This window comes from Leucobacter soli (assembly GCF_042659205.1).
Classification (GTDB): Bacteria; Actinomycetota; Actinomycetes; order Actinomycetales; family Microbacteriaceae; genus Leucobacter; species Leucobacter soli.
Genome location: NZ_JBHSRW010000041.1, coordinates 1 through 15746, shown reverse-complemented (window position 1 = coordinate 15746; position 15746 = coordinate 1). Strand labels below are relative to the sequence as shown.

The following is a 15746-nucleotide window of genomic DNA, read 5'->3' as shown; positions in this document are numbered from 1 at the left end:
GCTTCGGCAGCGGGGCTGCCTCGCGCACGAGCGCGACGAGCGCGGACTCGAGCTCGACGATCTGCTGCCGGCTGCCCGGCCGCGTCGCCTCGATGTAGCGGGGCAGGGTGAAGGCGCCCCCGCCGAGGTGCAGCGCCGAGATCGGCGCGCCCGGCGTGCGGAACAGATCGATGACGTGCCCGATCCGGCGGATGTACTCGAAGAAGAGATCCCCCGGATCCCGCAGATTGACGTGCGACTGCGGGGTCCCGTCGACGTTCAGCACGAGCGACCCGGGCACCCAGCGATCCTCCTCGAACTCGGCGGTCAGCCCCGAGCTCAGAGCGACCGGTTCCGGGAGCTTCACGCCGGTGCTGCGCCGGGGTCGGAGGCGAGGCCGAGTCCGATCAGCTTCGTGCGCATGTCCGCATCGCTCGGTTCCACCTGGTGGGTGCCGTCGGGATAGGCGATGACCGGGATGTTCGTGCGGCCGCTGATGTCACGGGCCACGTCCGCGGCAGCCGGGTCCGCCTCGAGATCGATCCAGCGGTAGTCGACGCCGAGGTCGCCGAAGACGCGCTTCGCGCGGCGGCAGTCGCCGCACCAGTCGGCGCCGAAGATGATGGTCTCGGCGGGGCCGGCCGACGCGTCGCTCATGCCAGCAGTCTACGACTCCCGCGGGGGCTCCGCCGCCGCGGCCGGGGCCGTCGCCCGTCCGCGTTGCCAGTGCGCGTCGCCGAGACTCGGCGATCGTGCGCGGACGACCCGCTCTCTCGTAGACTCGGATCACGCGCAATGATGCGTGCGGAACCGAAGGAGCCACCATGTCAGAGTCGACGAACCGCGCCGAGAAGGGCGCCTTCTTCACCGCCAGGAACATCCTCGCGATCGTCATCGCGGTCGCGGCGCTCGTCTTCGTCTTCTCGAACGTGGCGATCGCCGAACTCAACCTGTTCGGCGCGCGTATCGCGCTGCCCGGCTGGATCTGGCTCGTCGTCCTGCTCGGGATCGGGTTCGTGGTCGGTTCGCTCTTCCCCTGGTTCAAGGCGAAGAAGAAGTAGAAGACCTCGCACGGCGGCTGATGAGGATACCGACGTCATGAGCAACGAGACCTTACCGCCCGAACTCCGCAGCGCCATCGACGCGATCGATCCCGGGCTCGAACGCCTGATCGCGCACCTGGACGCCGACGACCTCGCCGAGCGCGAGACGCGGGACATCGTCGGCGCGATCGAGTCGATGCGGGCGACCGGTGCGCAGAAGCTCCCGGGCGAGATCCGCGTGCGCGTGCTCACGCCGACACTGCGCGAGCACGGCTGGACGTCGCGCCGAACCATCGTCGAGATCTGCACCGACGATTCGCCCTTCCTCGTGGACTCCGTCACCGCGGCGATCGCGCGCGCCGACCTCTCGGTGCACCTGCTCCTGCACCCGCTCGTGTCGGTGCGTCGGGACGAACGAGGGGAACTGCTCGAGATCGGTGCGCACGGGGGCGAACTGGAATCCTGGATCCACCTCGAGATCGACCGCATCCCGACGGACGACGAACGGAAGGCGCTCGAAGACCGGCTGCGCGCGGTCCTGGCCGACGTGCGCAGCGCGGTGGACGACTGGAAGGCAATGCGACGCGCCTGCCTCGACATCGTCACCGACCTGCGCACCGACGCGCCCTCCACGGTCGACCCCGCCACGATCGGTCCGACGGTCGAGCTCCTCAACTGGCTGGCCGAGGACAACTTCACGTTCCTCGGCTACCGCGAGCACGTGCTCGAGACCGATGAGGGCGGCGCGGCGGTGCTGAGACCGCTGCCGCACACGGGGCTCGGGATCCTACGCAAGACGACGAGCGCCGTGGCGCACCTGCGTCCCGAGGCGCAGCGGACCGCCCGCGACCCGCGACTGCTCACCATCACCAAGGCGAATTCGCGCGCCACCGTGCACCGCGACGTCTACCTGGACTACATCGGCGTGCGCACCTTCGACGCGGCCGGGGCGGTGACCGGCGAGTGCCGTTTCCTCGGCATGTTCACCTCGACGGCGTATGCGGCATCGGTGCTCACCCTGCCGATCGTGGGCGCCAAGGTCCGCGCGATCCTCGCGAGCTCCGGGTACTCCGCGAGCTCGCACACGGGCAAGGAGCTGCTGCAGATCCTCGAGCAGTACCCGCGCGACGAGCTGTTCCAGGACACCCCGGAGCACCTGCTCGAGGTCGCGCTCGAGGTGAGCCGGCTCCGCGAGCGCCGACGCTGCCGGATCTTCCTGCGCCGCGACGAATTCGGGCGATTCCTCTCCGCCCTCGTCTTCCTCCCGAGGGACCGCTACAACACGACCGTTCGCCTGCGGATCGAACGGCTGCTGCGCGACGCCACAGGCGCCGACCAGGTGGATCACACGACGCGGGTTGGCGACTCGCCGCTCGCGCAGCTGCACTTCGTGGTGCGTGTGCCGCGGGGCAGCTCCGTGCCGGATCTGGGAGAGGACGACCTGCAGCCCGGCCTCGAGGCGGCCATCCGCGGCTGGGACGAGGGCCTCGTCGATGCACTGCATCGCGCGATGGACGAGGATCGAGCCGCCGCGCTGTTCGGCCGCTACGGCGCGGCGTTCCCGGAGTCCTACAAGGAGAGCGTGACGCCCGAGGAGGCGATCGAGGACATCGAACTGCTCGAGAACGTGGGGGAGGGGCACGAGTTCGCCGCCCACCTCTACGCGCCCGAGCGCTCAGAGCCGGGGAAGCGCTATCTGACCGTCGCGTCGACCGGGGTGTACCCGCTCACGCGGGTGCTGCCGGTGCTGACCGACCTCGGCGTCGATGTCGTCGACGAGCATCCCTATACGATCACGCTGCCCGACGGCACTACTCGGCAGATCTCGGACTTCGGACTGACGGCGGAGAAGGCCGAGAGCTGGAGCGACCCCGAGTGGGGAGCCGAGTTCGAGCACGCCTTCGAGGCGGTGTGGACGGGCGCGGCCGAGAGCGACCGGCTCAACTCGCTCGTCCTGCTCGGCGGCCTCGACTGGCGGCGGATCGTGATCCTGCGCGCGATCAGCATGTACCTGCGGCAGATCGGTTCGGCGTTCTCCGTCGAGTACATCGATCAGGCGTTCATCGCGCACCCGGAGATCGCCGCGGGCCTGGTGCGGCTCTTCGAGCTGCGCTTCGATCCGACCGTCTCGGGCGACCGGGCGGCGCTCGCCGCCGAGCTCGCCGGATCGCTGCGACGCGATCTCGACGAGGTGTCGAGTCTCGACCACGACCGGATCCTGCGCTCGGTCATCGGCATCATCGAGGCGATTCTGCGCACGAACTTCTACCAGCAGGCGGAGGGAGGCGGCCGCAAACCGTGGGTGTCGATGAAGCTCGACTGCGCGCGGGTGCCCGATCTGCCGAAGCCGCATCCCATGGCCGAGATCTGGGTGTATTCGCCCGAGGTCGAGGGCGTGCATCTGCGCTTCGGCAAGGTGGCGCGCGGCGGCCTGCGGTGGAGCGACCGTCGCGAGGACTTCCGCACCGAGGTGCTGGGCCTCGTCAAGGCGCAGATGGTGAAGAACGCCGTGATCGTGCCGACCGGGTCGAAGGGCGGGTTCTTCGCGAAACAGCTGCCCGAGCCGAGCGACCGGGCCGCCTGGCTCGAGGCAGGCAAGGCCGCCTACCGGACCTTCATCCGCGGCCTCCTCGATGTGACCGACAACCGCGCGGGCGCGGAGATCGTCCCCCCGCCCGACGTCGTGCGGTGGGACGGGGACGACCCCTACCTCGTCGTCGCGGCGGACAAGGGAACGGCCTCGTTCTCGGACATCGCGAACGGAATCTCCCAGGAGTACGGCTTCTGGCTCGACGACGCCTTCGCCTCCGGCGGCTCGGAGGGGTACGACCACAAGGGGATGGGCATCACCGCCCGCGGTGCCTGGGAGTCGGTGAAGCGCCACTTCCGCGAACTCGGGCACGACACGCAGACCCAGGACTTCACGGTGGTCGGGGTCGGGGACATGTCGGGCGACGTGTTCGGCAACGGAATGCTGCGCTCGGAGCACATCCGCCTGGTGGCCGCGTTCGATCACCGTCACGTGTTCGTCGACCCGGAGCCGGACGCGGCAGCGGGCTTCGCCGAACGGCAGCGGCTGTTCGATGTCCCGGGTTCGTCCTGGGACGACTACGATCGCTCGCTGATCTCGGCGGGCGGGGGAGTGTTCCCGTTGAGCGCCAAGTCGATCCCGGTCTCGCCCGAGATGGCGGCGGCGCTGGGCCTCGAAGCCGGCATCGGGTCGCTCACGCCCGCCGAGCTGAAGCGGGCGGTGCTCCTCGCCCCCGTCGACCTGCTCTGGAACGGCGGCATCGGCACGTATGCGAAGGCGAGTTCCGAGACGAACACCGAGATCGGCGACCGCGGCAACGACGCCATCCGCGTGAACGGCGCGGATCTGCGGGTGCGCGTCGTCGGCGAGGGCGGCAACCTCGGAGTGAGCCAGCGCGGCCGCATCGAGGCCGCCCTGCACGGCGTGAGCATCAACACCGACGCCATCGACAATTCCGCCGGCGTCGGCACCTCCGACCGCGAGGTGAACATCAAGATCCTGCTCGGGGCGCTCGTCCGCGAGGGCCGCATGGACCTCGCCGCCCGCAACGAGCTGCTGCGGTCGATGACCGATGAGGTCGCGATCCAGGTGCTGCGCGACAACTACGAGCAGAACGTGCTGCTCGGCAACTCGCGGGCCAACGCCGCGGTCATGCTGCCGGTCCACGAGCGGTTGATGGAATGGCTGGAGGGGCGCGACGAACTCGATCGCGAGCTCGAGTACCTGCCGAGTCAGTCCGAGATCCAGACGCGCATCGCCGAGCAGCGCGGCCTGACCCGGCCGGAATTCGCGGTGCTGGTGGCCTACGCGAAGCTGGCGCTCAAGGCCGACCTCGCGCTGACCGACCTGGCCGATGACCCCTGGTTCGCCGCCACGCTCGCCGAATACTTCCCGGAGCCGATCCGGCAGGCGTACGCGGGCGACCTGCACGCGCATCCGCTGCGCTCCGAGATCGTCGTCAACACCGTGGTGAACTCGATGGTCAACCGCGGCGGCATCACCTTCGCCTTCCGCGCAGCCGATGAGACCGGGGCATCGAGCGAGCAGATCGCGCGAGCCTATGTGGCGGTGCGGGAGATCTTCGACCTGCGCGGCTTCGTCACCGCGGTGGAGGCCACCGACAACGTCGTCCCCACGCAGGTGCAGACCGACCTCTACCTCACGTTCCGGCAGCTGCTCGACCGGGCGGCGCGCTGGTTCGTGCAGCACCGGCCCGACGGGGTCGGCATCGGCGCCGAGGTCGAGGCGTTCGCGGGCCCGGTGGCCGGCATGGCCGGAAGGATGGGCGAGCTGCTCCGGGGCGGCGAGCTCGCGGGCTTCGAGGAGCGGGTCGCGCAGTTCACAGCCGCCGGGGTGCCCGGGGAGCTCGCGCATCGGGGCGCCGGGCTGCTGCCCTCGCTCAGTCTCCTCGATGTGATCGAGCAATCGCGATCGCGCGGGCGTGCGCTGGACGAGGTCGCCGAGGTGTTCTTCGCTCTGACGGCGCGCACCCGCTTCGACGAACTGCTCACCCGCGTCGGCGGACTGCCGCAGGACGACCGCTGGGGGTCGATGGCCCGCGCGGCCATGCGGGACGACCTGTACGCGGTCATGAGCGAGCTCACCGCGTCCGCGATCGAGCGGACCGGATCCGAGGCCGGAGCCGAGGGGCCGGGCGATGCGGAAGCGCGGATCGAGGCCTGGCTGGGGCTCGGAGGGCCGTCGGCCGAGCGTGCGCTCGAGGACGCGCTCGACGCCGGGCGGACGGAGGAGGGCACCGGTCTCGCCACGCTCTCGGTGGCGCTGCGTCGGCTCCGCTCGCTCGTGCGCTGACGGCGAGCCGGATGCCGCCGGTCGCCCCCTTGCGCTTCGGCGAGGAATCGCCTATATTGGACAGTTGCGCCTCGAACACTTGTCTGCCTTCATATTGCGGTCGGCCGTCACACTCGCTCCCCCGAGTGCTTTCCGCGTGATCGAAGCGTTTCTGCATAGACCAGGCACACGGCCCGACGGGGCCCACCGGAGGTAACTTCCTTGGCTGCTGCGCGCAACGCATCCACCAATTCGCCCAAGAACGGTCGCAATCACTCGCGACTCTCGTTCGCCAAGATTTCCGACACGCTGACGGTGCCCAATCTGCTGGCACTGCAGCTCGAGAGCTTCGACTGGCTCGTCGGGAGCGACGCGTGGAAGGAACGCGTCGTCCAGGCTCAGAAGGACGGGCGCGACGATATCGCGCTGACGAGCGGGCTCGAGGAGATCTTCGACGAGATCTCGCCGATCGAGGACAACGCCGGCACCATGCAGCTGTCGTTCGAGAACCCGATCCTCGACGAGCAGAAGTACAGCATCGACGAGTGCAAGGAGCGCGGCAAGACCTACTCCGCGCCGCTCTACGTCGAGGCCGCCTTCTACAACACCGAGACCCAGGTGCTGAAGAGCCAGACGGTCTACATGGGCGACTTCCCCATCATGACCGACAAGGGCACGTTCATCATCAACGGCACTGAGCGCGTCATCGTGTCGCAGCTCGTCCGCAGCCCCGGCGTCTACTTCGAGCGCGCCCAGGAGAAGACGAGCGATAAGGACGTCTTCACCGCCCGCGTCATCCCGAGCCGCGGTGCGTGGCTCGAGTTCGAGATCGACAAGCGCGACCAGGTCGGCGTGCGCATCGACCGCAAGCGCAAGCAGTCCGTCACCGTGTTCCTCAAGGCGCTCGGCATGACCAGCGCTGAGATCCTCGAGGAGTTCGCCGGCTACGAGTCGATCGCGCTCACCCTCGAGAAGGACGGCCTGGAGACTCAGGAAGAGGCGCTCAAGGACATCTACCGCAAGCAGCGCCCCGGCGAGCAGGTGGCGATCGAGGCGGCCCGCGCCCTGCTCGACAACAGCTACTTCAACCCGAAGCGCTACGACCTCGCCAAGGTCGGCCGCTACAAGATCAACCGCAAGCTCGGAATCGACGCGCCCATCACCGATTCGGTGCTGTCGCTCGAGGACATCGTCGCGACCATCAAGTACCTGGTCGGCCTGCACGCGGGCACCGAGAACCTGCCGGGCATCCGCGACGGCAAGCCGGTCGAGATCCGCCTCGACACCGACGACATCGATCACTTCGGCAATCGCCGCATCCGTGCGGTGGGCGAGCTGATCCAGAACCAGGTGCGCACCGGCCTCAGCCGGATGGAGCGCGTCGTGCGCGAGCGCATGACGACGCAGGACATCGAGGCGATCACCCCGAACACCCTGATCAACACCCGCCCGGTGCTGGCCGCGATCAAGGAGTTCTTCGGCACCTCGCAGCTGTCGCAGTTCATGGATCAGAACAACCCGCTCGCGGGCCTGACCAACAAGCGCCGCCTCTCGGCTCTCGGCCCCGGCGGCCTCAGCCGCGACCGCGCCGGCGTCGAGGTGCGCGACGTGCACCCGTCGCACTACGGCCGCATGTGCCCCATCGAGACCCCTGAAGGCCCGAACATCGGCCTGATCGGCGCCCTCGCGACCTTCGCGCGCATCAACTCCTTCGGCTTCATCGAGACCCCGTACCGGCGCATCGTCGACGGCAAGGTCACCGATCAGGTCGACTACCTGACCGCGCACGAGGAGGACGAGTACCTCATCGCCCAGGCCGGCGCCCCGCTGACCAAGGACGGCAAGTTCGCCGAGAAGCAGGTGCTCGCGCGCCCCCGCGGTTCCGAGGTGCAGCTGGTCGACGCGGGCAACGTGCAGTACATGGACGTGTCCCCGCGCCAGATGGTGTCGGTCGCGACCTCGCTGATCCCGTTCCTCGAGCACGACGACGCGAACCGCGCCCTCATGGGCGCGAACATGCAGCGCCAGGCCGTGCCGCTCGTGCGCAGCGAGTCGCCGCTCGTCGGCACCGGTATGGAGGGCTACGCGGCAATCGACGCCGGTGACGTGGTCGTCGCCGAGAAGGCCGGCGTGGTCGCCGACGTCTCGGCCGACGTGGTCACCCTGCAGCTCGACGAGGGCGGCACGCAGAGCTACTACCTGCGCAAGTTCGACCGCTCGAACCAGGGCACGAACTACAACCATCGCGTCATCGTCAAGGCGGGCGAGCGGATCGAGGCCGGCGAGGTCATCGCCGACGGCCCCGCCACCGAGAACGGCGAGCTCGCGCTCGGCAAGAACCTGCTCGTCGCGTTCATGCCGTGGGAGGGTCACAACTTCGAGGACGCGATCATCCTGAGCCAGAACCTGGTGAAGGACGACACGCTCTCTTCGATCCACATCGAGGAGTACGACGTCGACGCGCGCGACACCAAGCTCGGCAAGGAGGAGATCACCCGTGACCTCCCCAACGCCAGCATGGAGGCGCTGAAGGATCTCGACGAGCGCGGCATCATCCGCATCGGCGCCGAGGTCCGCCCCGGCGACATCCTCGTCGGCAAGGTCACGCCGAAGGGCGAGACCGAGCTCTCGGCCGAGGAGCGCCTGCTCCGCGCGATCTTCAACGAGAAGAGCCGCGAGGTGCGCGACACGTCGCTCAAGGTGCCGCACGGCGTCTCGGGCACGGTCACCTCGGTGAAGGTCTTCGACGCGGAGAACGACAACGACGACGAGCTCGGCTCGGGTGTCAACCAGCGCGTCGTGGTCTACATCGCCCAGAAGCGCAAGATCACCGAGGGCGACAAGCTCGCCGGCCGTCACGGCAACAAGGGCGTCATCTCGAAGATCCTGCCGGTCGAGGACATGCCGTTCCTCGACGACGGCACCCCCGTCGACGTGATCCTGAACCCGCTCGGCATCCCCGGCCGGATGAACTTCGGGCAGGTGCTCGAGACGCACCTCGGCTGGATCGCCAAGCAGGGCTGGAAGGTCGAGGGCAAGCCGGAGTGGGCCGCGAAGCTCTCGAAGGACGCGCTCGAGGCCGCACCCGACACCAAGGTCGCGACCCCGGTGTTCGACGGCGCCAGCGAGGAGGAGATCGCGGGTCTGCTCGACTCGACCACGGTCACCCGAGACGGCGACCGCCTCATCGGCTCGAGCGGCAAGACCCGCCTGTTCGACGGCCGCTCTGGCGAGCCGTTCCCGTACCCGGTGTCGGTCGGCTACATGTACATCCTGAAGCTGCACCACCTGGTCGACGACAAGATCCACGCCCGCTCCACCGGCCCCTACTCGATGATCACCCAGCAGCCGCTGGGCGGCAAGGCGCAGTTCGGCGGACAGCGCTTCGGCGAGATGGAGGTGTGGGCGCTCGAGGCCTACGGCGCCGCGTACGCGCTGCAGGAGCTGCTGACGGTCAAGTCCGACGACATCCTCGGCCGCGTCAAGGTGTACGAGGCCATCGTCCGCGGGGAGAACATCCCCGAGCCCGGTGTGCCCGAGTCGTTCCGCGTCCTCATGAAGGAGATGCAGTCGCTCTGCCTGAACGTCGAGGTGCTCGGCGCGGACGGCCAGGCCGTGAACCTGCGGGACAACGACGACGAGGCCCACCGCACTGCGGAGGAGCTCGGCATCAACCTCTCGACCCGCTTCGAGACCTCGTCCATCGACGAGATCTGAATTGATGGGCGCATCGACCCAGGATGATGCGCCTCGGTTCCTGACACTTCAGAATTAGTTTTCACCCCAAGGAGAGAAATTGCTCGAGGGTACGAGTTTCAACGAGCTTCAGATCCGTCTGGCGACCGCTGAGGACATCCGCAGCTGGTCGTTCGGCGAGGTCAAGAAGCCCGAGACCATCAACTACCGCACGCTGAAGCCCGAGAAGGACGGGCTCTTCGGCGAGCAGATCTTCGGACCCAGCCGTGACTGGGAGTGCGCCTGCGGCAAGTACAAGCGCGTCCGCTACAAGGGCATCGTCTGCGAGCGCTGCGGCGTCGAGGTGACGAAGTCGAGCGTGCGCCGCGAGCGGATGGGCCACATCGAGCTCGCCGCGCCCGTGACCCATATCTGGTACTTCAAGGGCGTGCCCTCGCGGCTCGGCTACCTGCTCGACATGGCGCCGAAGGACCTGGAGAAGGTCATCTACTTCGCCGCCTACATGGTCATCGACGTCGACGAGGAGGGACGCCACGAGGATCGCAGTTCGCTCGAGGGCGAGCTGAACCTCGAGATCGGCTCGCTCGAGAATCAGCGCGATCTCGCGATCGCCCAGCGTCAGCAGCAGGGCGAGGCGGATCTGGCTGCGCTCGAGGCAGAGGGCGCCAAGGCCGATCAGCGCCGCCGCGCCGAGGCCTCGGTCAAGAAGGATCTCGAGCAGATCCGCAAGGGCTTCGACGACGAGATCGCGATGCTCCGCCGGGTCTGGGACGACTTCCTGAGCCTCAAGGTCGGCGACCTCAAGCCCGAGGACGCCGCCTTCGCCGAGCTGCAGGACCGCTACGGCGAGTACTTCGAGGCGCACATGGGCGCCGAGGCCATCAAGAAGCGTCTCGAGGACTTCGACCTCGCGGCCGAGAGCGACGCGCTGCACCTGCAGATCGCCGAGGGCAAGGGTCAGAAGAAGATCCGCGCCATCAAGCGCCTGAAGGTCGTCAACTCGTTCCTGCAGACCGGCGGCAGCCCCGCCGCGATGGTGCTCGACGTGGTCCCGGTGATCCCGCCGGAGCTCCGCCCGATGGTCCAGCTCGACGGCGGCCGCTTCGCGACCTCGGATCTCAACGACCTCTACCGTCGCGTGATCAACCGCAACAACCGTCTGCGCCGCCTGCTCGACCTCGGCGCCCCCGAGATCATCGTGAACAACGAGAAGCGCATGCTGCAGGAGGCCGTTGACGCACTGTTCGACAACGGCCGCCGCGGGCGCCCCGTCACGGGCACCGGCAACCGCGCGCTGAAGTCGCTGAGCGACATGCTCAAGGGCAAGCAGGGCCGCTTCCGCCAGAACCTGCTCGGCAAGCGCGTCGACTACTCGGGCCGCTCGGTCATCGTCGTCGGCCCGCAGCTGAAGCTGCACCAGTGCGGTCTGCCCAAGCAGATGGCGCTCGAGCTCTTCAAGCCGTTCGTCATCAAGCGCCTCATCGATCTGTCGCACGCGCAGAACATCAAGGCGGCCAAGCGCATGGTCGAGCGCTCGCGCAGCGAGGTGTGGGACGTGCTCGAGGAGATCATCCGCGAGCGCCCCGTGCTGCTGAACCGCGCCCCGACGCTGCACCGCCTGGGCATCCAGGCGTTTGAGCCGCAGCTCGTCGAGGGCAAAGCGATCCAGCTCCACCCGCTCGTCTGCACCGCGTTCAACGCCGACTTCGACGGCGACCAGATGGCCGTGCACCTGCCGCTCTCGGTCGAGGCGCAGGCCGAGGCCCGCGTGCTGATGCTCGCCTCGAACAACATCCTGAAGCCGTCCGACGGCCGTCCGGTGACCCTGCCCTCGCAGGACATGATCATCGGCCTGCACCACCTCACCACGGTCAAGTCGGGCGTGGCCGGCGAGGGCCGCGCCTTCGGCTCGGTCGCCGAGGCCATCCTGGCGATGGACGAGGGCTCGCTCGATCTCGGCGCGACGGTGAAGATCCGCCTCGTCGGGTACACCGACGAGCAGGGCGTCACCTCCGAGAAGCCGGTCCTGGTCGAGACGACGCTGGGTCGCGCGCTCTTCAACGAGGCACTGCCGTCCGACTACCCGTACTTCACGGGCGTGGCCGACAAGGGCAGCCTCTCGAGCCTGGTCAACGACCTCGCCGAGCGCTACCCGAAGGTCGAGGTCGCCGCGACGCTCGACCGGATCAAGGACGCGGGCTTCCACTGGGCCACGCGCTCGGGCGTCACCGTCGCCCTCAGCGACATCGTGACCCCCGCGAACAAGGCCCAGATCCTCGCGGACCACGAGAAGGCCGCCGCCGAGGTGCAGAAGAAGTTCAACCGCGGTCTCATCACGGATGCGGAGCGCCACAGCGAGCTGGTGGAGATCTGGACCGAGGCAACCGACGAGGTGGCCGCGGCCATGCGCGACGCGTTCCCCGAGGACAACACCATCTACCGCATGGTGTCGTCGGGAGCTCGAGGCAACTGGCTGCAGATCCGCAACATCGCGGGCATGCGCGGCCTCGTGAGCGACCCGAAGGGCGAGATCATCCCGCGCCCGATCATCAACTCGTACCGCGAGGGCCTGTCGGTGGCGGAGTACTTCATCGCGACCCACGGCGCCCGTAAGGGCCTCGCCGATACCGCGCTCCGCACGGCCGACTCGGGCTACCTGACCCGTCGTCTGGTCGACGTCTCGCAGGATGTCATCATCCGCGAGGAGGATTGCGGTACGCGGCGCGGCCTCGAACTGCCCATCGCGACCGCTGACGCCGACGGCGTTCTGGTGCGCGACGACAACGTCGAGAACTCCGTCTACGCGCGTACCCTGGCCGAGGCCGTCGTCGGTGCCGATGGCTCGGTCATCGCCGACGCGGGTTCCGACGTGGGCGACGTGCTCATCGACACGCTCGTCGCGGCGGGGGTCACCGAGATCAAGGTGCGCTCCGTGCTCACCTGCGAGTCGGCGGTCGGCGTCTGCGCCACCTGCTACGGTCGCTCGCTGGCCACCGGCCAGCGCGTCGACATCGGCGAAGCGGTGGGCATCATCGCCGCCCAGTCGATCGGCGAGCCCGGTACGCAGCTGACGATGCGCACCTTCCACACCGGCGGTTCGGCCTCGGCCGACGACATCACGCAGGGTCTGCCCCGCGTGCAGGAGCTCTTCGAGGCCCGCACGCCGAAGGGTTCCTCGCCCATCGCCGAGGCGGCGGGTCGCGTGACGATCGAGGACACCGAGAAGAGTCGGCGCATCATCCTCGTGCCCGACGACGGCAGCGAGGAGAAGCAGTACCCGGTGCTGAAGCGCGCCAAGCTGCTCATCGAGGACGGCGACCACGTCGAGCTCGGCCAGCCGTTCCTGCAGGGCACGCTGGACCCGAAGGACATCCTCCAGGTCGGCTCCACCGACAACGGGAAGCACATCCCGGGCGAGCGCGCGGTGCAGAAGTACCTCGTCGAGGGCGTGCAGGGCGTGTACCGCTCGCAGGGCGTGCCGATCCACGACAAGCACATCGAGGTCATCGTGCGCCAGATGCTGCGCAAGGTCACCGTGGTCGACCACGGCGAGACCGAGCTGCTGCCGGGCGAGCTCGTCGACCGCGCGCGCTACCAGCGGATCAACCGCGAGGCGCTGCTCGAGGGCAAGCGCGCCGCGACCGCCCGTCCCGAGGTCATGGGCATCACCAAGGCCTCGCTCGCGACCGAGTCGTGGCTGTCGGCCGCGTCGTTCCAGGAGACGACCCGCGTGCTCACGCAGGCGGCGATGGAGGGATCGAAGGATCCGCTCATCGGTCTCAAGGAGAACGTCATCATCGGTAAGCTCATCCCCGCCGGTACCGGCCTGAGCACCTACCGCGACGTCGACGTGGAGGCGACCGAGGAGGCGAAGGCGGAGCGCTACCCGAACCGCCTGTTCGCGACCGAGGGCGGCTTCGACGAGAACGACCTCTCGTTCGTGGACTTCGACAGCTTCACCGCCGACGAGTTCAACCCGGGCAGCTACAGCTGAGCTGACGCGCCGCCTCGGATGACGAACGGGCCCCCGCACCTCGGTGCGGGGGCCCGTTCGTTCGGGGCGAGGGTCAGCGGGTGATGCGGATCTTCGTCGCGGACTTCGCGCTCGACACCGTCGAGCTGCCGTGGTAGGTCACGCTCACTTTCCTGACGCCGGCCTTCTTCGACTTCGGGATCTTGACCTTCACGGTCGTCGTGCCGCGCTTGCCGAGCTTCACGGTCTTCGATTTTCCGGCGACCTTCACGGTCACCTTACCGCCGGGCGTGACCCCGGTGCTCTTCACCGCGACCGTGAACTTCGCAGTGTTGCCGGTCTTCACGCGGGCCTTCGAACGCTTCGCGGTCACCTTGGCGATGGCCTTCTTCACCGTTACGGTGACGGAGCCCTGCGACGCCGCGAATCGATCGGCCACGCCCGAGTAGGTGATCTTCACCGCGTGGCGACCCGGCTTCAGCGCCTTCGCCGGCAGCTTCAGGGTGGCCTTGCCCGAGACCAGCGCACCGGTGACGAGCCTCGAACCGACTGCGGCCGTGACCTTGCCGGTCGCCTTCGGGGCGACCGTGATCTTCAGCTGAGCCGTACGGCCGTAGCGCTGGGTCGCGACGGTCGCCGAGATCGAGGTCTCGACGGCCTTCGGCTCGGGCTCCGGCTCGGGCTCTTCGGTCACCGGGGTCAGCACGAAGCCCCGGTTGCCGTCGGCCGTCTGCGCGGTGCCGACGATCTGGCCGCTCTCGTTGATGTCGGCGGCCGAGAGCAGGTTCACGCCCTCGGGCAGTTCGACGACCCGTTCGTTCAGGTTCACGGGGCCGTGCGCATCCCAGGCGATGGCGGCGCCGCCGAACGAGGTGTTGCCCGCGAACTTCGAGACGTAGCCGACGAATACCCCCTCGTCGGTGCCCGCGTTCGCCCGCGCGTGAGTGAAGTCGGCGACGGTCGGTGCGGGGAGCGTCTCGGGTGCGCCATCGGTATCCCAGACCACAGCCGTCTCCTTGCCTCCGATCGTGACGGCGCCGAGGATCTCGCCGGCGTCGGTGATCTCCGCGACCGTCGGCGTGCCGGTTCCGCCCTCGGGCAGCGAGAAGACCTGTGCGGTGCCGTCGGCTGCCCACTTCACGGGATGGTACTCATCGTGGGTGTGATCCCCGTGCGGTACGACGAGCGTCACACGGCCCGCGATCTCGCCGTTCGATGAGATCGAGTTCGCAGCCGAGTTCTTCACGGTGACGCCGGCATCGAGCCCGACCGGGTCGGGGAGCGTCGAACCGGTACCTCCCGCGCTGAGCTTCACGGCGCGGCTCGAGGCGGTGCCGACGGTGGCGCCGGCGTCATTGATGTCGTTCAGAATGCCGGTGCCCGCTTCGTTGAAGACAGTGACTCGGCTGGCCACGCCCTCGGCCGACCACACGATCGGCACCGAGACCTGTGGTGCGGGGGAGAAGGCCTCGCCGACGGCGGTGCCCGCGTCGTTGATGTCGAAGGCCCGTGAGAAGGTCGAACCGTCGAGGTTCGGCAGCTGATGGCCGTGGAGGTGGTCGCCGTGACGCTCCCAGAGCACCGCCCACTGGGGCTGCGCGGTCGCACCGCGGCTGGTGCCGATGACGTCGCCGCTGTCGTTGATGCCGAGGGCGCTGCCGACCGTTCCGCCTGCGGGAGGGGCGAGGACCTCGAGCGTGTAGGAGGTCGCGATGTGCCCGTGCTCGTCGTCGTGCCCGTGGTCGTGGTCGTCGGCGAGCGCGGCGGGAGCCGCAGCCGACGAGGCGATGAGCGCGGCCGCAAGGCCGAGCACCCCGATGGTCAAAGGCGTGCGCGTCGCCGTGCGCGCCTCTACGGAGGTGGGGGAGTGGAACATGGATGTCCTTTTCTATTCGGTGTGGTTCTCGAGGACGGGTCGACGCATCGACTTACTTGATAATGAGAACGAATATCATTTAATCATGTTCGAGAAGCACCCGCGACCGCGGGGCCCGAAGGGCGGTGCAGCCGCCGGCGCGGAGCTCTCGGCTTTCGGTCTCGTCCGCGCGGCATCTCCGCACCTCGGAGCGGCGCTTGTACCCTTGCCAGCGAGTGGTGCGCAGCCCGAGCGCGCCCCCGGGTACCGACGAGAAGGACGAGCCATGAGCGAAGAGCGCGAGACGGCGGCGGGCGCCCCTGCCGCCGAGACGCCCGAGAACGCCGCCCCGAGCGCAGCCGAGAACGCCGCCGAGAC

7 protein-coding genes are annotated in these 15746 nt (G+C 68.6%); 4 read left to right on the top strand and 3 right to left on the bottom strand.

What is annotated here, in order from left to right:
• Both ACFPZL_RS04635 and ACFPZL_RS04630 read right to left on the bottom strand, forming a co-directional pair.
• On the bottom strand, positions 1 to 346 hold a 346-nt coding region (locus ACFPZL_RS04635; protein ID WP_382334779.1), incomplete at its 3' end, for a spermidine synthase.
• Positions 343 to 636 (bottom strand): glutaredoxin family protein, encoded by a 294-nt coding sequence (locus ACFPZL_RS04630; RefSeq protein ID WP_218115528.1) that lies wholly within the window; start codon positions 634 to 636, stop codon positions 343 to 345. The genes ACFPZL_RS04635 and ACFPZL_RS04630, both read right to left, overlap by 4 nt.
• Before the next feature lie 167 nt (positions 637 to 803).
• On the opposite strand from ACFPZL_RS04630, the gene ACFPZL_RS04625 reads away from it, so the two are divergent.
• The 4 genes from ACFPZL_RS04625 (at position 804) to ACFPZL_RS04610 (ending at position 13534) form a co-directional block, all read left to right on the top strand.
• Positions 804 to 1040 carry a hypothetical protein gene (locus ACFPZL_RS04625; RefSeq protein ID WP_218115530.1) on the top strand — a complete coding sequence of 79 codons (237 nt, stop codon included), beginning with the start codon at positions 804 to 806 and terminating at the stop codon, positions 1038 to 1040.
• 37 nt (positions 1041 to 1077) lie between these two features.
• Complete coding sequence (locus ACFPZL_RS04620; RefSeq protein WP_218115533.1) at positions 1078 to 5865, top strand: NAD-glutamate dehydrogenase; 4788 nt, start codon at positions 1078 to 1080, stop codon at positions 5863 to 5865.
• A gap of 201 nt (positions 5866 to 6066) precedes the next feature.
• The gene (gene rpoB / locus ACFPZL_RS04615) at positions 6067 to 9561 is read left to right on the top strand and encodes a DNA-directed RNA polymerase subunit beta (protein ID WP_218115534.1); all 3495 of its coding nucleotides are present in this window, start codon (positions 6067 to 6069) and stop codon (positions 9559 to 9561) included.
• 79 nt (positions 9562 to 9640) lie between these two features.
• Positions 9641 to 13534 (top strand): DNA-directed RNA polymerase subunit beta', encoded by a 3894-nt coding sequence (locus ACFPZL_RS04610; RefSeq protein WP_218115536.1) that lies wholly within the window; start codon positions 9641 to 9643, stop codon positions 13532 to 13534.
• A 73-nt stretch (positions 13535 to 13607) separates the two neighbouring features.
• Here the strand turns inward: ACFPZL_RS04610 and ACFPZL_RS04605 are convergent, their stop codons facing one another.
• A complete protein-coding gene (locus ACFPZL_RS04605) occupies positions 13608 to 15389 on the bottom strand; it encodes an Ig-like domain repeat protein (RefSeq protein WP_218115538.1) in 1782 nt (593 codons plus the stop codon).
• Between the last annotated feature and the right edge of the window lie 357 nt (positions 15390 to 15746).